16 protein-coding genes and 1 pseudogene are annotated in these 22,126 nt (G+C 43.9%); 3 read left to right on the plus strand and 14 right to left on the minus strand.

Annotation, left to right across the window (positions count from 1 at the left end; translation table 11 throughout):
* The first annotated feature begins 107 nt into the window (after positions 1-107).
* From MLE17_RS12665 to MLE17_RS12675, 3 genes are all read left to right on the plus strand, one after another.
* On the plus strand, positions 108-860 hold the full coding sequence (locus MLE17_RS12665) for a TrmH family RNA methyltransferase (RefSeq protein ID WP_243349075.1): 753 nt from the start codon (positions 108-110) through the stop codon (positions 858-860).
* A 12-nt stretch (positions 861-872) separates the two neighbouring features.
* Positions 873-1,685 carry a 4-(cytidine 5'-diphospho)-2-C-methyl-D-erythritol kinase gene (gene ispE, locus MLE17_RS12670; protein ID WP_243349076.1) on the plus strand — a complete coding sequence of 271 codons (813 nt, stop codon included), beginning with the start codon at positions 873-875 and terminating at the stop codon, positions 1,683-1,685.
* A 168-nt stretch (positions 1,686-1,853) separates the two neighbouring features.
* A complete protein-coding gene (locus tag MLE17_RS12675) occupies positions 1,854-3,050 on the plus strand; it encodes an FprA family A-type flavoprotein (RefSeq protein WP_243349077.1) in 1,197 nt (398 codons plus the stop codon).
* A gap of 105 nt (positions 3,051-3,155) precedes the next feature.
* On the opposite strand, the gene MLE17_RS12680 is transcribed toward MLE17_RS12675, so the two are convergent.
* The 14 genes and pseudogenes from MLE17_RS12680 to MLE17_RS12750 all read right to left on the minus strand — a co-directional run bounded on the left by MLE17_RS12680 (position 3,156) and on the right by MLE17_RS12750 (position 21,667).
* Positions 3,156-3,950, minus strand: a complete 795-nt coding sequence (locus tag MLE17_RS12680) for a hypothetical protein (protein WP_243349078.1) — start codon at positions 3,948-3,950, stop codon at positions 3,156-3,158.
* 315 nt (positions 3,951-4,265) lie between these two features.
* On the minus strand, positions 4,266-4,730 hold the full coding sequence (locus tag MLE17_RS12685) for a hypothetical protein (protein ID WP_243349079.1): 465 nt from the start codon (positions 4,728-4,730) through the stop codon (positions 4,266-4,268).
* Positions 4,731-5,163: 433 nt separating this feature from the next.
* A complete protein-coding gene (locus MLE17_RS12690; protein WP_243349080.1) occupies positions 5,164-6,576 on the minus strand; it encodes an NADH-quinone oxidoreductase subunit N in 1,413 nt (470 codons plus the stop codon).
* Positions 6,577-6,841: 265 nt separating this feature from the next.
* Positions 6,842-8,320, minus strand: coding sequence for a NuoM family protein (locus MLE17_RS12695; RefSeq protein ID WP_243349081.1), 1,479 nt, complete (start codon positions 8,318-8,320; stop codon positions 6,842-6,844).
* 44 nt (positions 8,321-8,364) lie between these two features.
* Complete coding sequence (gene nuoL, locus MLE17_RS12700; protein ID WP_243349082.1) at positions 8,365-10,311, minus strand: NADH-quinone oxidoreductase subunit L; 1,947 nt, start codon at positions 10,309-10,311, stop codon at positions 8,365-8,367.
* A 6-nt stretch (positions 10,312-10,317) separates the two neighbouring features.
* Complete coding sequence (gene nuoK / locus MLE17_RS12705) at positions 10,318-10,632, minus strand: NADH-quinone oxidoreductase subunit NuoK (RefSeq protein WP_243349083.1); 315 nt, start codon at positions 10,630-10,632, stop codon at positions 10,318-10,320.
* 32 nt (positions 10,633-10,664) lie between these two features.
* On the minus strand, positions 10,665-11,186 hold the full coding sequence (locus MLE17_RS12710) for an NADH-quinone oxidoreductase subunit J (protein WP_243349084.1): 522 nt from the start codon (positions 11,184-11,186) through the stop codon (positions 10,665-10,667).
* Complete coding sequence (locus MLE17_RS12715) at positions 11,183-11,674, minus strand: 4Fe-4S binding protein (protein WP_243349085.1); 492 nt, start codon at positions 11,672-11,674, stop codon at positions 11,183-11,185. Before MLE17_RS12715 ends, MLE17_RS12710 begins: the two co-directional genes overlap by 4 nt.
* Before the next feature lie 162 nt (positions 11,675-11,836).
* On the minus strand, positions 11,837-12,913 hold the full coding sequence (gene nuoH, locus MLE17_RS12720; RefSeq protein WP_243349086.1) for an NADH-quinone oxidoreductase subunit NuoH: 1,077 nt from the start codon (positions 12,911-12,913) through the stop codon (positions 11,837-11,839).
* 39 nt (positions 12,914-12,952) lie between these two features.
* Positions 12,953-14,466 (minus strand): annotated as a pseudogene (locus tag MLE17_RS12725) (NADH-quinone oxidoreductase subunit C).
* 115 nt (positions 14,467-14,581) lie between these two features.
* Complete coding sequence (locus MLE17_RS12735) at positions 14,582-15,136, minus strand: NADH-quinone oxidoreductase subunit B (RefSeq protein ID WP_410795625.1); 555 nt, start codon at positions 15,134-15,136, stop codon at positions 14,582-14,584.
* Positions 15,127-15,477, minus strand: coding sequence for an NADH-quinone oxidoreductase subunit A (locus MLE17_RS12740; RefSeq protein WP_243349089.1), 351 nt, complete (start codon positions 15,475-15,477; stop codon positions 15,127-15,129). Before MLE17_RS12740 ends, MLE17_RS12735 begins: the two co-directional genes overlap by 10 nt.
* A 790-nt stretch (positions 15,478-16,267) precedes the next feature.
* Complete coding sequence (locus tag MLE17_RS12745; protein WP_243349090.1) at positions 16,268-17,284, minus strand: hypothetical protein; 1,017 nt, start codon at positions 17,282-17,284, stop codon at positions 16,268-16,270.
* Positions 17,285-17,491: 207 nt separating this feature from the next.
* Positions 17,492-21,667 carry a beta strand repeat-containing protein gene (locus MLE17_RS12750; RefSeq protein WP_243349091.1) on the minus strand — a complete coding sequence of 1,392 codons (4,176 nt, stop codon included), beginning with the start codon at positions 21,665-21,667 and terminating at the stop codon, positions 17,492-17,494.
* Positions 21,668-22,126 lie beyond the last annotated feature (459 nt).

Genomic DNA, 22,126 nt, shown 5'->3' on the forward strand with positions numbered 1-22,126 from the left:
GACCTGATTTTATACTATTTTTGCAACAAAGATAACGCATTGTGCTTTTTTCTCAACACCTTCAGGATAATAAAATAGGCTGTTGACTCATTGTCACTTACTTAATCATGCTGAGTAAAAATCAAATTAAATTCATACAATCCCTCCAGCAGAAGAAATACCGCAACGAATCGGGCTGTTTCATCGCAGAGGGAAATAAGCTGGTAACCGACCTTGCACCGGCCTTCGAATGTGAATGGCTGGTCGCTACGGACGAATGGCTTTCCGCTCATTCGGATGTAAAGGCGAATCTGATATTGTCTGCTTCGAAAGATGAACTGGCCAAGGCGAGTGGATTGACCACCCCGCAGGATGTAATAGCCATCTTCAAGAAACCGGAGTACCAATTCTCCCCTTCCGATATGAAAGGCAAGCTCACCCTTGCGTCCGATCACATACAGGACCCGGGCAATCTGGGCACCATCATCCGCCTGGCAGACTGGTTTGGTATCGAACAGATCATTTGCTCTACAGACACCGTGGATTTGTACAATCCCAAAACCGTGCAATCGACCATGGGTGCTTTAGCCCGGGTGAAAGTCCACTACCTTCCTTTAGCTGAAGTATTAACGCAAACACAAATTTCAGTTTACGGTACCTTCCTCGATGGAGAGGATATGTATAAAACTGATCTTGCCGAAGAGGGTATCATCATTATGGGAAATGAGGGAAACGGCATCTCCCCTGAAATCGAAACCCTGGTAACTAAGAAGCTCTATATCCCCAACTTTCCAGAGGGACGTGAAACCTCGGAGTCACTGAACGTTGCCATTGCAACGTCTATCATCTGTGCCGAGTTCCGTCGCCGAATGAGAAAATAAATAGTTGATCTTATGATAAAATTCCCCAACGCTAAAATAAACCTCGGGCTGAATATTGTCTCCAAACGCCCGGACGGATACCACAACCTGGAGACCATCTTCTACCCTATCGGTATCAAGGATGCCCTCGAAGTGGTTCCCTCTCAAACCGGAGGCGATAAACTTCACATCTCCGGCATTGAAGTGGACGGCCCAACTGAAAACAACCTCGTGATGAAGGCCCTGCGCCTGATCAAACGCCAGTACATGATCCCCGACCTCGACATTTACCTGCACAAGCAGATTCCGTTCGGCGCCGGGCTGGGTGGCGGCTCTGCTGATGCGGCGGTGATGCTGTTGTTGCTGAATGAACTGTTCACGTTGCGTATCCCTGAAGAGACGCTGATCACAATGGCATCGGGCATTGGAGCCGACTGTGCTTTTTTCATCAAGAACAAACCGGTCTTTGCCCGTGGTATCGGTAACGAATTTGAAGAGACCGATCTTTCGCTCAAAGGTTATCACTGCGTTTTGGTCAAACCGGATATCCATGTTTCTACACCTGAAGCTTATTCTCTGGTGAAGTCTGCACAACCGGAAGTACCGCTGAAAGAGGTAATTCGCCGCCCTATCGAAGAGTGGCAGGGGCTTTTGGTGAATGACTTCGAAGTGAGCGTTTTCGCTAAATACCCTCAGATTGGCAAAATCAAGGAGCAGTTGATTCATGAAGGAGCTGTTTATGCCTCCATGTCAGGTTCTGGATCGTCTGTATTCGGTATATTCAAAGAGCTGCCGGAATGGTTACCTGCTTTTGACAACTGCTACGTCTGGAAAGGGGCTTTGTAAGCCCCTACTCACCTACCCCAAAGTGGAGGAGCGGTGCAAACAACGCTTGACCCCTGCTAAGTCGTTTTGTCATTGTACAAAAGGTGCTTTACGCCCTTTTTGAACTGATGTAAAAAGGCATTGCAGATAATTTGCCTTATCTTTGCACCACCAAACTAAAATAATATTATGTACAAAAAGATAGAAATAGCTCCCGATACTTTTTATGTGGGAGTAAACGACCGAAGCAAGGCCCTTTTTGAAAACCTGTGGCCTCTCCCCTACGGCGTTTCCTACAACTCGTATCTGATCGTTGATGAAAAGATTGCACTGGTTGACACGGCTGATGTGTGCTACGGCGCCCAGTTTCTTGATAAGATTACAGCAGTCATTGGCGACCGTCCCATCGATTACCTCATCATCAACCACATGGAACCGGACCACTCCGGCTCTATCCGCTTCATCAAACAGATTTATCCAAACATCAAAATCGTCGGTAACAGCAAAACCCTTGCAATGGTGGATGGCTACTACGGCCTGACTGACGGTACCGAGGAGGTTAAAGACGGCGCAAAACTTAACCTGGGTAAACGTACTCTGAGCTTCCACTTCACCCCGATGGTACACTGGCCTGAAACGATGATGACCTACGACGAAACGCACAACATCCTCTTCTCAGGTGACGCTTTCGGTTGTTTCGGTACCTTGGACGGAGCCGTACTTGATACTGAACTCAAAACAGATAAATACTGGGACGAAATGTACCGCTACTACGCCAACATTGTGGGTAAATATGGCGGACCTGTACAGAAGGCGCTCCAGAAACTGAACGGCCTGAAGATCGACCTCATCTGTTCTACTCACGGTCCGGTGTGGAAAGAGAACATCTCCAAAGTGGTGGGTATCTACGACAAGCTTAGCCGTTACGAAGGCGATAAAGGTGCCGTGATTGTCTATGGATCAATGTACGGAAATACCGAACAGATGGCGGAAGCGGTGGCTATCGGTCTCTCTGAAAACGGCATCAAAGACATCGTGCTGTATGATGCTTCCAAAACCCACGCTTCGTACATCGTGCGTGACATCTTCAAATACAAAGCGCTAATCGTGGGTAGCCCGACATACAGCAACGAGCTTTTCCCTGCTGTAAAAGGGATCCTCGACAAGATACAGACCCGCGACGTGAAACACCGTATCTTCGGTTACTTCGGTAGCTACACCTGGGCGGGCGCTGCGGTAAAACGCCTTCAACACTTTGCCGAAACCATGAAATGGGAATCGGTGGACGAACAGGCGGTAGAGATCAAGCAGGGCTTTAAGGCTGATAAATTCGAAGAGTGTGTTTTGCTTGGTAAAGCCATTGCGGATAAACTGAACCAGGCATAAGTCAATCCCTTCATCTCAAATATAAATCCCCTTTGTAGGACAATGGCTACAAAGGGGATTTTTTTTGTGGCTTATTGAACGTTTCGTTCAAAATAAAAGGCTTAGCTAAACATACCAACTCAACCTTCGAAAAACATACTTAAGTTTTTGGTCCACCATAACCCATATTATATTATAAGAAGCTGCTCCGTCTCCATTCGACATCCAGATATAGATTTCTTTTTGTGGTCCGATGCATATATACGTGAACTTGGGACTAATGTTCGGCAAAAAGTTATTTTTTAGACTACTTGCCGGTAATGAGACTGTTTTATCTGAATAAATCACTTTAATTGATCTGATTTCGCTATAAGGTATTGTTCCATCTGTTCCCCAAATAGGCTTTTCATCAATAGTTGCTACATCATAATTCTTCTTGTCTGTTATAATTCGTCCTTTCGAATCCTTGATGATATGTTTTGATGATTCAAAATCTCCGATTTCTATAACGACTTTAAATCCTATCCCTCCATAAACCGCTTGAGATTTAGATATGGAAATCGGTTTTAATTTTCGCATGTCATTTAATCGGCAAATACGGCTTTTGTGGATATAACCAATCCGTGGTGAATTATCGATCGGATTGGAATAGAAATAATGATCTTTTACATGCTCAATATAATTATCATACTCGATATATACCATGTTAGGATATAACTGATGATCACCTTCTTTATCGTCTATACAATCAAAGGGTTGATAATTAGAAATCGCTTTCCTGACTTTAGATTGTAGATTTCCTTCATGAATATTTGCAAATCCTTCCAGGTCATTTATTACGGCAAAATTATCCTGAGCTTTAAGAATAACAGATGTAGCCCAAAAGAAAATCATCAATATAAATAGCTTACGATAAATCATTGTAATATTCTGGTATTTCTTTTTTTATTCTTCTTTGAAAATTCAGGCGAGCATAAAAAGTGCCTTCGCGGCACTCCCGACTGCCAATTTAGCACTAAAGAGTGCCCCGGAGGCACTCCTGACTGCCGGCGAGGCACTTCGGAGTGCTGGCGCGGCACTCTTGAGTGCCATTTTAGCACTCTGGAGTGCTGCGGAGGCAGTCGGGAGTGCTGATTTGACACTCCGGAGTGCCTCGCCGGCACTCTTTAGTGCAAAAAAGAGACTCCGGAGTGCCACGACAGCACTCCGGAGTGTTAGCAAGGCACTTTTGGCCAATTAGTTTGCACTGACTTTTTTAGTTGATTTCTTGAAGAAGACCGCCATATCATCCGCCACCACATTAAGGCCGGGTACTTTATCGCGGTTTTGCTTCACGGCGGAGTAAACTTCGAGCGCCCCCACCATGGCATCGCTATTGGCTGCAAAGAAGGTGTTCTGCAAGCTGTCGTTCAGCTCCTTGATTTGGGCAGCGATCGGACGAAGCGCTTTAACCAGGTCGCAATCACGGATAAATTCGTCCTTATCAAATACACCGGGAAGAATTTCCGGATGAGACTTAGCCGCCTGGCAGGCTTGTTCGATAAAAGGCTGGTAATTATTACCCACTTTAAACAACCCCTGGATATCGTCGCTTTGCAGCGTCGTCAGGAATTGCAATACGCTTTTAATTTCGCTAAGATTTTGAATTACTTTTTCAACGTCTTCTGCTGAAATGGTTGCTGATACAAGATTCTGTGCCATAGTTCAAAAAGTTTTAGAAGTTAAACATTGTGTGATTTCCATCGCGTTACTGTTATGGCAGGCAGTTTTGCAATGGTGTGAAATATTAATTCACATGTTGACCACTCATTCATTGGTTAATTTTAAAGGAGCAGTCATTTGCAAAAGTATGAGAATAAATTTAACAACCAAATATCTTGACGCTATTTTATTTGGCATAAAATAGATTTAATCAGAAAGCAAGAATCCAATAATCGTGAAAGCATACCGCATTCTATCTGATTCGGATGATAATCTTGCGGTTTATCCTATCGAAAGGCACTCTATGAGTGAGCCTTTCGGGAACCCACTCTACCCTTTCGCTCATAGAGAAAGGGGGGATGAATCTCCCAAACGAAAAAAGCCGGACTACGAAGATCGTAATCCGGCTCTTTACTATTTAAAGCATATTCAATTACATGCCGTAGCTGAATGAGCTGATGAAGTTGAAGATCGGGCTGTAGAAGCCTACCAACAACAGACCAGCCACACAGATCACCAATGCAACAGTAAGCGGAGCATTGCTTTTCACGTTAGGCAAAGCCACTTCCGCCTGATCCATAAACATGGTTTTCACCACACGGAGGTAGTTGTACAGCGAGATCACGAGGTTGATGGCAGCAACTGCCAATACCACGTAAAGACCTTGTCCGAAACCGGCAGCCAACAGGAACAGTTTACCGAAGAAACCGGCTGTCGGAGGAATACCCGCCAACGAGAAGAAGCTGAGGGCCATCGTTAGGGCCAACATCGGATTCGACTTGTAAAGGCCTTTGAATGCATCCAGGTTCTCTTTGCCGGTTGACTCGGAGATGGCACCGATCACTCCAAACGCAGCGATATTACTCAACATGTAGATCAACACGAAGTAAACCACAGAAGCGTTTGCAACCTTAGAAGCACCAGCAATACCTACCAACACGAAACCTACCTGGGTCACGGATGAGAACGCTAACAGACGTTTGATGTTGGTCTGACGCATGGTAAACAAGTTACCGATGGTCATGGTCAGGATAGCCAGCACAGACAACACCAATTGCCACTCTGCGTGCATATTGCCAAAGAGTTTGTAAAGCACAGTGATGATCACGAAGATCACCGAACCTTTAGATATAACCGACAGGAAGTTGGTCACCTGTACAGGAGCGCCTTCGTACACGTCGGCAGTCCACAAGTGGAAAGGCACGACAGACATCTTGAAGGCGAATCCACCCAGAATAAAGGCAAAGGCAAGCAATGACAACGCGCCTGGCTGGATGCTCATAGAGATGGCGGAGAAGCTCAGGCTTCCGGTAGCACCATACAACAGGGAGATACCAAACAACAGGATACCGCTTGAGAAGGCTGATGAGAAGATCATCTTCAGACCGGCCTCGCTCGAATTGCGCAATGAACGGTTGTAGTTCGCCAAAGCAGCCACCGGAATGCTTGACATTTCCAATCCTAAATACAACATCAGCACGTGTCCGCTGGAGATCATGAAGAACATACCCACCACGCTCGTAAGCATCAGGATGTAAAACTCCAGCTGGTTTTTAATGCTGTATAAATAACGGGCTCCACTGAAAGAGATCAGCAACAGGCCGAAGTTCAGGATATTTTTCTCTAAAACAATTAACTGGCTGGTTCGGAAAAAGTCGCTGAATGCGCTCCCCTCAGCCATTGGCAGCAATCCTGCCAGAAAGTTGATCAGCAGAAGTCCGTTTACCACCGTCAGCATCGACTTGGTATTCTTATCGGCATCCATCAACTTCATAACGAGCAGAATGAAGATAATCGCAATGAGTATCCATTCAAACCGCAACAATGAAATGGTTTCCAGATTCATATATTTCTTTTTAATAGCCACATGCTAATGTGCCCATGATTCTTTAATTTATTTCTTAAAGGCTTTTAACCGCCCGGTAATCGGGATATGAGCTTGACTCTGTTTATCTCCTACCGCCCCTAAATCCCCTAAAGGGGACTTTTGCAGTAGCAGAAACAAGAACTTTAGTGCATTATTGGATCTTTATAAGACTCTATAAATGTCCTGTACTCTCTTTAAGTCCCCTTTAGGGGATTTAGGGGCAGAACAAAGTAGAGATCCTAGTTTATCGCAATAACATACCCATGATACCTGTTACATCCGATTCGATCAGACGGGTAAGCAGGAATGGAGCCAAACCGATAATCACGATACCGCCTACAAGGATGAAAGTAGCGAAACGTTCGTTCCATGCTGCGTCTTTCAGTTGCAGGTATTCTTTGTTGGTAACGCTTCCCCAGATAGCAAAACCTACCGCACGGAGAATATAAACGGCTGTTACTACGATAGAAGCACAAGCCAGGATGGTTGCCAAACGGTAACCGGCACCTGCATGCTCCCATGAACCGACGAAAATAGTCATCTCTGAAACGAAACCACTAAAGCCCGGCAAACCTAATGAAGTCAAACCGGAGATGATGAATGCTGTACCGATGAAAGGAACCTGCTTCAACATACCCCCGAGTTCGTTAGCCTGACGAGTGTGGGCACGATCGTAAATCATACCGATCGCGGCAAAGAAGAGGGCTGTCATCACACCGTGTGAAACCATTTGCATCACCGCACCCATAATAGCCGCTTTTGTCAGCATAGCAATACCCAGGATTACGAATCCACAGTGGCTTACCGATGAGTACGCGTTCATGTACTTAAGGTCTTTCTGCATCATGGTTGCAAATGCACCGTAGATGATAGCGATAGAAGCCAGGATAATGAAAATCCAGGAAAGATCGTGTGCAGCTTCCGGCAACAGGAATGTAGCCACACGCAAAGCTCCATAACCACCCAGTTTCATTGAGATACCGGCAAGGAACATCGAAGCTGCCGTAGGTGCTGACGAGTGACCGTCAGGCGCCCAGGTGTGGAAAGGAAACATCGCTGTAAATACACCGAATCCGGCAAAGATCAACACGTAAAGCGGACGTTGTACTTCCACCGGAATGTGTTGAGCTACCAGCTCCTGAATGTTCCAGGTGTGACCACCGAAGTAGTATAAGCCTGAAATACCCAGGAATACCAACGCAGAACCGAACATCAGCATCAACGCCAGTTTCATCGCGCTATACTCTTTCTTACCGCTACCCCAGATACCAATCAGAAGGTACTTAGGAATTACAGCCAGTTCAAGGAAGAAGAACATCGCAAATACGTCAGTGGTGATAAAGAAGCCATAAGCTCCGGTTGCCAGTAACAGGATCAGGAAGAAGAACTCTTTCACCTGTTTCTCGATTTTCCAGGATACCAGGATACCTGCCACAACCACCGTAGCGGTCAGCAGAATCATCGACAATGAGATACCGTCAATACCCAGACGGTAGTAGATGTTTAATGGCTCAAACCAGGTGGTGCTGGATTGAAACAACATCGCACCTGTAGCCCCTGCTATTCTCAACTTAGCATAAACGTAAGTCAGCCATCCGGCAAACAGAAGCTCCAAAACAGCTCCGGCCAAAGCTGTCATCTTGACAGCCTTATCGTTGCGGGCAAAAAGCACCCCAACGGCAGACAGAAGCGGTATCAGGATTAATACATTTAATATGTTCATAACTGTACTTTTCTTGTATAATTAATAATTTACCGTTCGCCTGATTAATTGGCAAAAAGGAATAACAGGGCTACAAAGATTACACCGATTAAGAAGTAGGTAGCGTAAGACTGTACGCGTCCCGACTGGAATTTCTTAATGGCTTCTGAAGTTGTCGCTGTGATAGAGGCGCTACCGTTGTAGATGTTGTCCACAATGTTGCGGTCCACCCATGCAGCAGGACGACCAATCAGGTTGAACAGAATCTTTTTGGTTACAAACAAATAGATCTCGTCGATGTAGAATTTGTTGTAAGCCGCTTTGTAGAATCCGCCCATAGCTTTAGTGAAATTAGCCGCTTTGTCACTCTCCTTACCAAAGAAGATATAAGCAATGAAAATGCCAAGCAATCCGATTGTCACCGGAGGTATAGCCAATGCAAGGTGGAATGGCAGCTCGATTGCTTTACCATCTGCACTTACAAAGTGACCGAATTTAATATAGCCTGATGCAACAGTCGCAATCATCAGCAGAATCAATGCAGTATTCATGGCTGGAGTATGAGCCTCGTGGCTATCATGCCCATGTTCGCCATGACCGTGTGCCGCCTTCTTATACCAGAAGATACGGAAATAAAGACGGAACATGTAGAATGCTGTGATACCGCTGGTCAGCAACCCAATGATATAGATCAGTTTGTCTCCATGGAAAGCAGCAGAAAGAATAACCTCTTTACTGAAGAATCCTGAGAAACCAGGAACACCGGCAATCGAAAGACAGCCAAGAGCAAAGGCAGCATTGGTAATTGGCATTTTTTTCCACAATCCGCCCATATCTTGCATTTCGTTACTGTGAACTGCGTGGATTACCGCACCAGCCCCCATGAAGAGCATTGCTTTGAAGAATGCGTGGGTAAACAGGTGGAAAAGAGATCCGGTAAAACCTTCACTCGCTTCTTCACCCCATCCGGCAACGCCCAATGAGAACATCATAAAGGCAATTTGAGATACGGTTGAATAAGCAAGGACGCGTTTGATATCAGTCTGTGTACAGGCAATAATTGCAGCAAACAGAGCAGTGATTGCACCCACATAACCCACAATATGCAACGCATCGGGAGCAGATTGAGCAAAAATAGGGAACAAACGTGCTACAAGGAATACCCCGGCAACAACCATTGTTGCAGCGTGGATCAATGCAGAAACCGGAGTCGGACCTTCCATCGCATCGGGCAACCAGATGTGAAGCGGGAACATGGCCGATTTACCGGCACCACCGATAAAGATCAGGATCAATCCCCATGACAAGGTTGACATTCCGAGGAATGAACCGGCCATCATCGACTGAGCAAATGGCGACTGTGGATTGGACAGACGTTCGATCATGGTTGCAAAATCAAGCGTACCGGCACTGTGGCTTACCAACAGGATTCCCAACAGGAAGCCCAGGTCAGCAAAACGGGTAACGATAAACGCCTTTTTAGCAGCAGCAATAGCAGAAGGTTTGGTGTAGTAGAAACCGATCAACAGGAAGGAAGAAACCCCTACCAACTCCCAGAAGATGTACATCTGGAAAATGTTAACCGCAACTACCAGTCCCAACATAGAGAAGGTAAAGAGTGAAAGGTAAGCGTAGTACATCTGGAAACGGTCTTCACCGTGCATATAGTTCCAGCTGTACAGGTGTACCATACAAGAGATGAAGCTGATGACAATAAGCATCATCACCGAGATAGGATCAAGCATAACTCCAAGGTTAATGCTCAACACATCGGAAAACTTCAACCATACTTCATTGAAAACCGCTTTATGTTCATAGACGCCATTTACTACTCCATTTACAAAGAAATAGTTATAAGCGACATAGAAAGAGAGCGCAGCAACCGTCGATAAGACGGTAATACCTGTCAGTCCGGCGACTGAAGGTGAGATTCTTCTTCCGGCCAGCGACAAAAACACGAAGCTGATGAGCGGCAGGAAAAGAATCAGTAACATAGGAATTTCGTAATTCATATCCTTTTAGTATTTCATCGTGGTGGTATCTTCCACATCTACCGTTTTGAAACGGCGATACAGATTAATAATGATCGCAATAGCCAGTGATACTTCTCCGGCTGCAACGGTGATGATGAACATCGAGAAAAACATTCCTTCCAACTGATGTGGATAGAGATATTTATTAAATGCGATAAAGTTGATATTCACACTATTGAGAATCAACTCTGTTGACATAAGCATCATCAGCATATTGCGGCGGGCAAAGAAGCCGTAAACTCCCAGAAAGAATAAGATCGAGCTGAGAATCAATATGTGCACTAAAGGTACTTGTTCCATAATATCTGTTTAAATAGATTTTGATTCTTCGATTATTTATTCTCTTCAGGGGTTTTGTCTTTCATCGCAATCACGATGCTACCCACCAATGCTGCCAGCAGGAATACACTGATTACCTCAAACGGCAATACGTAGCCATAGTTTTTGTAATCGAGCAACTGCATACCAATACTTTTCACTGACGAATCGCACTCTGCACTTGATTTCTCAAAGCCCAATGGAATGAGTACAGACAATACCAGTGCCAATCCGGCCAATGCAACCACGGCTGATTGTGCTACCTTTTTCGTACTTGGTAAGGAGACCTTCTCTCCCACCTGATGGGTCAGGAAGATGGAGAAAATAATCAGCACCACGATACCGCCCACATAGATTACCACCTGCAAGGCAGCCATGAAGTTCATTTCCATCAACAGGTAGATACCCGCCACGCCAATCAGGGCAAACAACAGGTAAATAGCTGCACGGAAAATATGACGGGTCGTTACCGTCAGAGCTCCGAATGCCAGAGTCATTCCGGACAGAAGATAAAAAACAACAGTTTCTATATTCATGACTTTTTCTCCTTTGCTTTAAGTTTAGAACCCGGTTTATTCAATACCAGCAACAACTTGTTCTTGTCGTATTCACTCAACTCGAACTGTTTGTTCATGTGAATAGCATCAGAAGGACAAGCATCCACACACTGTCCGCAGAAGGTACAGGTACCCAGGTTGTAGTGGTATTTGTCAAGGTATTTTTTCTTTTTACCATCTTCAGTCACCTCTACTGCTGTATCAATGGTAATGGTGCCATTCGGACAAGCCAGTTCACACAAAGTACATGCCGTACAGTTGTGCTCATTGTTCTCATCGTGCGGCATTTCCAAAATTCCGTAGAAACGCTCGGGAATACGAATCGTAGTCTCACGGTTTTCGGGATATTGCTCCGTAATATTTACTTTACGCACGTGCGTGAAGTAATAGAGCGTCAGCTTCATCCCCTGTGCCAGGGAATAGAAAGCCATGACTAATTCACGAAAATATTTAATGATTGATTTCATAATTAATTTTACTGCCCTGCTCTTTTTCAAGCAGGAGATTTAATCTGCAAAGTAATTCTAAATGAAAAAAATTAAGAGAATGAAGAAAATGAAAGAATGACGGAATGAAATCAATTTCTTAATTCCTTTAATTCTTTAATTTCTTAATTACCCCTTCTTCATTTAAAAGTGCCATCCCATTACTTCAAACAGGGCAGCGATTACCAGGTTAATGATGCTCAACGGAAGCAGGTATTTCCACTCCAGTTTCAGCAGTTGGTCGATACGCAGACGTGGGAATGTCCAACGGAACCACATGATCAGGAAGATCATAAAGTAAACCTTACCCAACAACCAGACAATACCCGGGATATAATCCATCACGTGGTTAAATGCTGTAAATCCATAGATATGGAAAGGCTGCCATCCACCCAGGAATACCGACGATGCGATAATTGAGACCACAATCATATTGATGTACTCAGTCAGGTAGAACATACCAAACTGCATACCTGAGTATTCGGTGTGATAACCTGCGGTCAACTCTTGCTCAGCTTCGGCAAGGTCAAATGGCGCACGGTTCAACTCGGCAGTACCTGCAATGGTATAAACCACAAATGCAAAGATTACAGGAAGGTGTCCTTTGAAAATCCACCAACCATCGGCCTGTGATGCCACGATATCGTTGAAGTTAAGCGAACCGGTCATCAACACGACAGAAAGCAGTGCCAATGCAGCCGATAACTCGTAACTCACGATTTGCGCACCACTACGCATGGCACCCAGCAATGAGTATTTGTTGTTACTTGCCCAACCTGCCATCAGGATACCGATTACGCCCAGAGACGAAACGGCAGTCGTGTAAAGCAGGCCGATGTTGGAATCCCACATCTGTACGCCCGGAGCGAATGAAACGGGAGCCAAAGCCATCAATGCAACCGTCAGCACGAGGTAAGGAGCAATGCAAAACAGAAGTCCGTCAGCACGGGTCGGTGTAAATGCCTCCTTCAGCAAAAGCTTGATTACGTCAGCAAACACCTGCAAGCTACCCCACGGTCCCACGCGGTGTGGCCCGAGACGCAACTGCATAAATCCGGCCACTTTACGTTCCATGTACACCTGTGTAATCACGATGACCAGAACTCCGACCAATACGGCAATAGCAACCAGAACAAGTCCGGCAAACCATGCCAGTCCCGGCGACAAAAGACTTGTCAGCAGGTTGTTTACCCATTCTATTATATCAGATAGTTTAATCATTTTTTTATCGAATATTTTACTGATTAATTACGTTTCCGATTAACGGTCAATGTCAGGAATAATCAGGTCGATAGTCGCCATACTGGCAATCAGGTCACCGATTTTTTCACCTACGTTAAGCGGTTTGGCAGTTGCCAGATTCGAGAAGTTCGGAGTACGGAATTTCATACGGTAAGGTTTTGTTCCACCGTCACTGACGATGAACACGCCCAACTCACCACGAGCTGTTTCCACACGCTGATAGTATTCGCCTTCCGGCAGTTTGATTACCGGCTTCATTTTAGCACGGAAATCACCTTCAGGGATGTTATCAATGATCTGCTCAATGATGTGAACCGACTGTTTCATCTCTTCCATACGCACCATGTAACGGGCCCAGCTGTCGCATCCGTCCATCACGATCTCTTTGAAGTCGATTTTTTCGTAACCATCATACGGGTGAAGTTTACGAACGTCGCAAGAGATACCTGAAGCACGGGCTACCGGTCCGGTTACACCCAACGAAATCGCCAGATCTTTAGGCAGAATACCTACTCCCTGCATACGGCGTTGGAAAATGATGTTTCCGGTAATCAGCGTTTCATACTCGTGCATGTAGCCTTTTACCTGTTTGATCAGGTCTTTCACGTGTGCCACGAAATTCGGGTGAATGTCCTGCATCACACCGCCTGGCACCAGATAACTCATGGTCAAACGGTTACCTGTAGTCTCTTCGAAAATATCGAGGATACGCTCACGGTCACGGAACGCGAGGAAGAACGGTGTTACCGCACCCACGTCCATACTACATGATCCCCACCACAATTCGTGTGAAGCCAGACGCTGAAGCTCGCACATCAATACGCGAAGCATTTTGGCACGTTCGGGCACTTCTACCTGAAGCGCTTTCTCGATAGCCAGACAGCAAACCTGGTTGTTCATGTGGGCCGACAGGTAGTCAAAACGGCTGGTAAGGTAAATGGATTGTTTGTAACCGAGAGATTCGGTCATTTTTTCGATTCCGCGGTGAATGTATCCGATGACGGGCACCAGATCTTTGATGGTTTCACCGTCAAGGGTGGTTTGGAAACGAAGTACACCGTGTGTTGACGGGTGCTGCGGACCAATATTTACCACAAACTCTTCAGTCTTCTCTTCTCCGGGAATATAATTTTTAATTGGTTCCATATCTATGATTAAAGAGTATCATCAAGGTTAATATGTACATAATCTTTCCGGAGGGGATAACCTTTCCAGTCATCGCCCAGAATCATGCGGCGAAGGAATGGGTGATCGGTAAATTTGATACCGAAAAGGTCAAATATCTCATTTTCGAAATACTCTGCCGCTTTCCAGCAAGAGTAAACGGAAGGAATTTCTGCGTTGTCGCGGTCTTCAAGCGTTACTTTCATTACCATGTCGTGGCGGTAAGTAGTCGATGAAAGGTGGTAAACCATTTCAAAACGATCTTTCCAGTCGATGGCAGTTTCGCAAAACAAGAAGTCGAACTTTGTCTCGGGAGAATCCTTCAGCTTTTCACACACAGCCAACAGCTCCTCTTTCGTTACGTACATCTGAGGAAAATCGAATGATTCGCCCACAGTTGCCGTCGGGAAGGCCTGGGTCAGATATGATTTTAATTCTTCTTTGTTCATACAATATTATTATTGAAATAAAACACCGGGAGGATTACTCCGCTGTCTCATCTTTTTTAGGTTTCTCAATCACATAAGCTTTCGAATGCATCACCTTTTTCTGCAATGACATCATCCCGTGAATCAATGCTTCAGGGCGTGGAGGACATCCGGGGATATAGACATCTACCGGCAGGAATTTGTCAATACCGTTTACTACAGAATAAGAGTGTTTGCAGAAAGGACCACCGGAGATAGCACAAGCACCCATCGCGATTACATAGCGCGGTTCGGGCATCTGGTTATACAGACGTTTCAATACCGGAGCCATTTTGTAGGTAATCGTACCACAAACGATGATCAGGTCACACTGGCGGGGGCTGGCACGCATTACCTCGAATCCGAATCGTGACCAGTCGTATTTTGCCGACACGGTACTCATCATCTCAATTGCGCAACAGCTGGTACCGAATGAAAGCGGCCAGAGAGAGTTGCTTCGTCCCCAGTTGGCAATAGCGTCCACGCTGGTTACAATGAAGCTGGTTTTGCCAGAATCATCTTTATAAGCCTCGCCCGGGAAGTCGGGGAGAAAATCTTTCTTTACATCCATGTTAAAGCTTTCTTTTTAAATGCGTACAAAAGTCCCAGGAACAGGAACAAAGAGAATAAAACGAGTTCAACCCACGCAAACATACCAAGCTCTTTCAAGACGGTAGCCCATGGGTACAAGAACACGATTTCGACATCAAAAATCAGGAATACCAGCGAAAAAAGGTAATACCCCACGTTAAATTGTACCCAGGTCACACCCTCGGTCACAATTCCACACTCATAGGGTTCGCCTTTCTCGGGATTCGTCGAATGGATGCCGAAAATTTTCCCAATGCCAATCGCGATGAACGCAAACGCGACACCTAAAATCAGCAAGACTAAAACTGCTACATTTCCCATTATGATAATATATAAAATTTAAAAGACAGCCTTCCACACCGATATGCGTTGATGCTTCAAGCTTAGATTAATTCAGGGTTATTTTTATCGTATTCAATGAGATACGGCAATATTCGAGAAAAGAATATGTGTTATTTATTTTACTGAATGAAGTTATGCGGGAAAATAGTACTTAGAAGTCGAATTTATCGAATGGCGAACGATCACTTCGCCGGGAAGGAATATGCAAATCTAGGAAACACTGTCTGTAGATTATCCGGTAACTGAAAAATATCAGGAATCACCGAACATCTCCCTTGTTTCTAACGTTTAAAGGAAGTCCGAATCAAATGCCTTGTCTCAATTGCTACGATGTCAATGAACAACACGACACGCCCAGAAAGATAAACTACTGAAAATAATCACTTTCCGAAAATAAAACACCAGACACCTGAATTCTCAGAATCAAGCCGTTAAGTGTTCTTAATACAATGTCGCTGATAAAATCGCGCAAATGTAATCCAAATATGTCAAAATGAGGTATATCAAGCCTCTTTTTTTAGCAAAAACTTCACTTTTGCCAGCCAGAGATTACAAAATACAAATTCAGTCTAAACAACTTTTCACTGATACAAAACGACAAAACCACATAGACACATCGAACACAATAGAATTTCTATGGAAATCCTATGTATCTTTTGTGCCTATGTCGTTATAGTTATCCGATCCGACAAGCGTATAATCGCTAAATGTAGGTATATCCTAAGGGAGAAAAGACACCAAGTCAGAGTGGTAATAAATTCGCCCGTAATCAATTCTTCAAATAAGGTTCACTTTTGCTTTCCAGCCTGAATTTACGAATCGGACGTATTATTTTTTTCTGGCGTAGTGCAACTGCCGTCACCTTTAGGGTCACATCAATCGACTGGAGCTTATTTTCATTTTGCAGGCAGATAAAGTATGTTCCTTTAAGCGGAGCAGTCATGCGGGAAAAATCATTTACCACCTCGGCATATTTAATGTATTTAAAGGGCTTTTCCACGTTAAACAGGTTTCCGTTTAACGCGTCGGCAATCCAATACTTTACACTCTCGCCGCTTACCAGCGTAGTTAGGAAGGAAGTCCCGTTCATAGCCAGGGCAGCCAGCGGACCATACCCGGGTATCTTTGAAATAAAAGGACTGGTAGAGCGAAGCAAACTTCCGGTGGCATCAGCAAAGGCTTTACTACCGGACTGATTCACTCCCACATAGTAGCTATATGCAATAGTACCCTGTGGCAATGTAAAGCTGAAAGAAGTCCGATTGCCTCCACTGTTCATTTTAGAGTGTACTTTAACCAACCGATCGGTCAGGTTATGAATTACAGTATCGGTTACAGTCGTTGATTGCTGGCCATCGTTATACCAAACAGTATCGGTTGCTGTCTTCCAGTAAACCGTCGGGTTAAAACGAACCGTTTGTTCTCCGGCCGGAATACGCTGAATTTTATAGCGAAATACCTTCGGTTTCTTCTCTGCATTGGTAAAACGGAAAAGATAAATGCCGGTACTTGTTATGGTAATCGTTTTGGGCTTTACTTCGGAAGTCAGGTAATCTGAAAATTTCAATGATGAAGGGTACTCCAGCACCTCTATCTTTTCCAGCTTCCCTCCTCTTTCCGACTCACAGGAAAAGATCAGTTGATCACCCTCGGCAAGTCCGCACATATACTCATGCGCAGTGTCCTTCTCTATCTTAACCGTCGCCTCATACACATCCACCGGATTCAAAGCAAACACCTTACCTCCCAACATCAATATCACCAGTACTAAAATATACTTTTGCATACTCTTATTCATTTGACTGCAAAAGTACGGCTTTCCGGCCAGATTCAGAAACGAACCTTCCCCCTGCGTTTCCCTACACGGGAGTTTTAATTATGTTCAGAAACAAAAAGCCCCTGCGGTTTCTGACAAGGGCCTTTGAAGATCACTTTATTTAGTTTTTGGAATCATTTATCCCGAATCCTTACCCAATAGATAAGCACCTAAAAACTATCTTATTGTAATCTTTTTTGTGAGTTGCCTATTACCAACAGTTGCTGTAACCACATAAACTCCCGAAAATAATCGTTGCTTTAAAGTAGTTGCTGATTCGGTCAGGTTTTCTGAGACAACAATCTGCCCCAGCGAATTTACAACAATTACTTTCCCGTTTACCTTTGTGCTGTTCTGTTCAACCACGATCTGTTTATTTTCATCGGCATATATCTGCACATCAGGTAAAACCTCCGTTTGATTCAATGCTGTAGCTACATTTGATTTAGTGTCAACCAATAGAGTAAAACGATTAGCAGTTGTAACAGCACTTGTGGTTGCAAATGCATATGAACCACCCGATGACAGATCATAACTGGTTTGTTGCAGATTATCGACCAATACAAATTTAGTATCCGGATCAAAGTTGTATATTTCGGAAGCTCTGATGGTATATCTGTTGGCTTCGCCGGTAGAAAACACCAGAGGCAACGTATTTACCGAAGATACATTATTCAATCCGTCAATCGATAATTGCACACCATTAACTACCGTATAGAGCTGGGGCACATTAGCACTTGTTGTCAACATTTTTTCTGAGTCGTAAGCATCATAACCGTCAGAAGCAGATGGATTAAACACAAAGATCAGTTCGTCGTCATTCACCCCGTTTGAAACCCTTAATCGCAACACCCGGTTATCATCGACCGTTGCACTTCTAAGTCTATTAGAGGCATATTTCAGATCTGTATGAGATCGCATAGCATTTGTAAAACTGATCGAAGCACTTGTTTTCCCTGATGCAACTCTCACCCAAACCGACTGCATCGGCGGCAAATATTGAGTAACAGGCACCCCCGTAGAAACAGTAGTTCCAACTCCGGTAGTTGTATTCACTGTTTCAAAAACGTATATACTCGGCACGGTATTCGTCTTTGTACGATACCAGATAGTGGGCTCCAGATCTCCATTGTCCAACGCGCTCTGCATTGCTGCTTTCAGATCGACATACGACGGATATGGATTTCCGATCAGGTTAAATCCGGCCTTATAGACACCGGCAGTCCGGTTGATCACAATACTTTTACCCGCTGTATTAAATTGTCCTCCGCTAAAATTGACAATCCCCTTGGTATTATTATTTAGTATGTATCCCTTTAAAGGAACCAAAGGGTCACCTGGCATAACATTCTGCCATGAATAAGTTGGTTCATCATAATAATACATAAATGAAGCAAGAAGTCCCTTTGCGTCTGAAACAGGAGATGCCATATAGTAATTTCGTGAGGCAACACGTAAATATTGCTGTACTGAGAAAGCTCCACCTCCGTTAACAACACCATTATCAATCAGAGTTGCGGTACCATCGATTGTATCACTTGAAAGAGTAAACGCCCCACTATTGGATATTGAACCGGTTACAGTAAGAGCTTTTCCGGGACTTACGACCAAAGACGGGCCGGATGCTACAGACAAATTGCCTACAACGATAAGTGGTATGGATATTGTTTTAACACCACTTCCGGCAAATCCCAGATGGTTATAACCAAGGTCTACTACTGTTTGGTTCCCCAAACCACTATAATTTATCGTCCCTGCATTTGCCGTAAAGGTTCCACCAGTTTTGGTAACGTTACCTCCAATATTAAGGGTACTTGAGCCGGCATTTAATACACCTGCGGTTAATGTAAGGTTTCCGGTTGAATGATTCCGATCGTACCCCAAATGTAATATCCCCCCATTACCATTTAACAACAAGGCTCCTGCACTAAAATCACCAAGGAACATCGCCAAACCTTCAGTCTTTGTCATAGATACAGTTCCTGTTGTAACATAAGTTTCAATACTTTGATCCGCCACATCAGTTATTTCCAACCCTCCGCCGCTACTGATCAATGTGCCACGGTTAACAAAGTCACCATATAATGTTATTAAACTATCCCCCTGACTGAATTTGGCGCCAGAGTTAACAAATAAGCTTCCACCAACTATTACAGATCGGCTAAGGCTTACTCCGGCTGCATTATTTATCTTCACATCTCCGGTTTTGCTCTGAGACAGACCGTTTCCAGTAAACTGAGCACTAACTCCGTTATACTCATAATTCGCTCCAAGGGTATAAGCCCTTGTACCTGCCACCTGTACATTCCCCGTTGATCCACTTTTTGAAATCCCCTCTGGTGAAGTTACTCCAAGAGTAGCACCTTGCAAAAGTGAAAAATTTCCATTACCAGACAGAATTGCACCGGCTCCCATTTGCAGATAAGCATCACTCAGGACTGTATAATTAACCTTGTTACTGACTGTTCCACCGGATGTATAAATCTGAGGCACAGTTCCATTAAAAACTACACCACTACCAACCGAAGTCCCTGAAACAGTGAGGATGCCACCTGTATGGCTAAAGTTACCGGCAACTTTCAACGAATCTACCCCACTCCCTGTGTTTAAATCCAGAGTACCACCGGATAAAGCAAAGTCACCTGCAACTGTTATCACACGGTTTATTGCGGATTGAGTACCATACAGAACACCTCCAGACTGAATATATTTGCCGCCAATAGACAAATCTCCTGCAATGCTACCTAAGGACAGGCTACCGGAACCGGTACTTTGCAGGGAAAAGTCTTTTTTAATGGTTTTCAGATTACCTTGCAAATCAAATACACCTGTTTGTCCAGGACATTTCCATGTAAAATTCCCAAAAGATTGATTTAAACCACCGACAAGTGGAACTGTAGTCGTAACCCCGGAAATAAAACATGTCGAACCTACATCCCACGAAGCTACAATTATATTCCCATCATTTTTCGCATGATAATAAAAACTTCCACTATTAAATGCGACAGTTGGGATAGAGTTTTGTTTAGGGCCACTCAATAAAATAACCCCTGAATTCTCTACTATCCCATCAACAGAGAGATCGGTTCCCGCTCCATCTTGAATCGTCCAGCTTCCGGTTGAACTTACAGTCACCTTTCCTCCGGTATTAATCTGCACCTCATCAGCAGTAATAGCTGTTGATACCGTGACAATATGACCATTTAGAATAGTTATTTTGCCAGATGAAGCTGCATCCGGCGCTGAATTTGCAGCTTCCCATCCAGGTGGATTTGCTTTATCATTATAGATTTGCCATGTGCTTACATCTTTCCAAAAGCCCGTTTGTGCACTCTGATAGTCTTGAGAAGCAGGCTTAGTTGAATTTCTACCTGTTGCCCCAGGTGTCATATAAACATTTTCAGTATTATTTCCTTTACTCGATGGTGAGTTATATGTATAAACGGATATATAATACATTGTACTTGAATTCAATCCGGTTACATTAACACTTGTAACAAGAGTATCACCAGTGAAAACAACAAAATTACGGATACCAATCTGATCACCAGCCCCAAAGGTAGAACTGGATTTATAAGTGATTAAATCTACAGGATCGCTATCGACTTGTCGTATATCGTTCATTAACACAATAATATTTGTTCCGTTTCCGGGTTTCCAGCTTATTGTCATACTCGAACCGGTTTCATTTGAAAAACTCAGGTTAGACGCCTGAATAGTAGGCTTAGGCATACCGTAGTAAACAGTAACCTGGATATAGTCAACGTAAGCCGTATTTACATCTGTCGTGCTTGCATTTTTCACGGACAAAGCAACACCAAAGTTCACACTGTTAATATCTGAAGCTTTCCAGGTTGCCCCCCATAAAGATGAGTCTTGGCCATAAGTCTTAGCTGTTTCAGTTATAGGCCAGTTCGTATTGGATATCGCCTTACTATTTCCGGTTACAACACCACCTTTAACTAAACGCACCTCACTATCCTGTATTCGAGAAACCCCAGTAGTACTATAATAACCTATAGTAACCTGAATTCCTGAAATCTGTGCATTCATAGGCAATGAAAAGCCCAGACCTCTACCAACCAAGTAATTAGATACTTCCGACGGATCCAACGACACTTTTGCGCAAGAACCATCAATGGCTTTAACCCTAACCGCATTCGACCATTGAGCAGTTCCGACTCCGGTTAAATTAACGCCTTTACTTGAAATATTAGGGCCAACTAATGCCGCCCGGCTATTCCCAACTCCAAAAAAACAAATGAATACCAACAACTTAACGGCTAATCTAAATTTTAGGGAACACTGCTTTTCAGTCGAATTACAAAAAAGCCCCCTTCTACGTGTTTTCATAAAAACAGTTGTTTTACAGGAAGGACTCTCCTCTTAGGTTAGGTTAGAATCACATCTCAGGTTAGGTTAGGTTAGGTTAAAATCACAGTTTAGGTTAAAAAAACAATTGACATCTAATTAAAGATATTCACTACACATTGACAATAAATGCCATCTATCTAAATCAAAGAACACTTATTATTTTATTCAGAAAAGAATAAAAGACTAATACACTTCTACGCCCTTTATAATTGAAAATTCACACAATCCATCACTTTAAATTGTGAGCAAAAAACCTATCTCTCTATTTTGATGTAAGGACAGTTTATCTTTTCATTTTTTCTACCATAAAAGAAAGACACAATAATAGGGCCAAAGAGAAACCCTCTATAAAACGGCTTAAGTTAAGTATTGTACTAAAATAACATGAAACATTTACGCATTGTTCAGATTAGCTGAATCAATACCAACAAAGCATTT

Origin of the sequence: Parabacteroides sp. FAFU027 (genome assembly GCF_022808675.1) — a bacterium.
In the GTDB taxonomy this organism is placed as follows: domain Bacteria; phylum Bacteroidota; class Bacteroidia; order Bacteroidales; family UBA7332; genus CAXXIC01.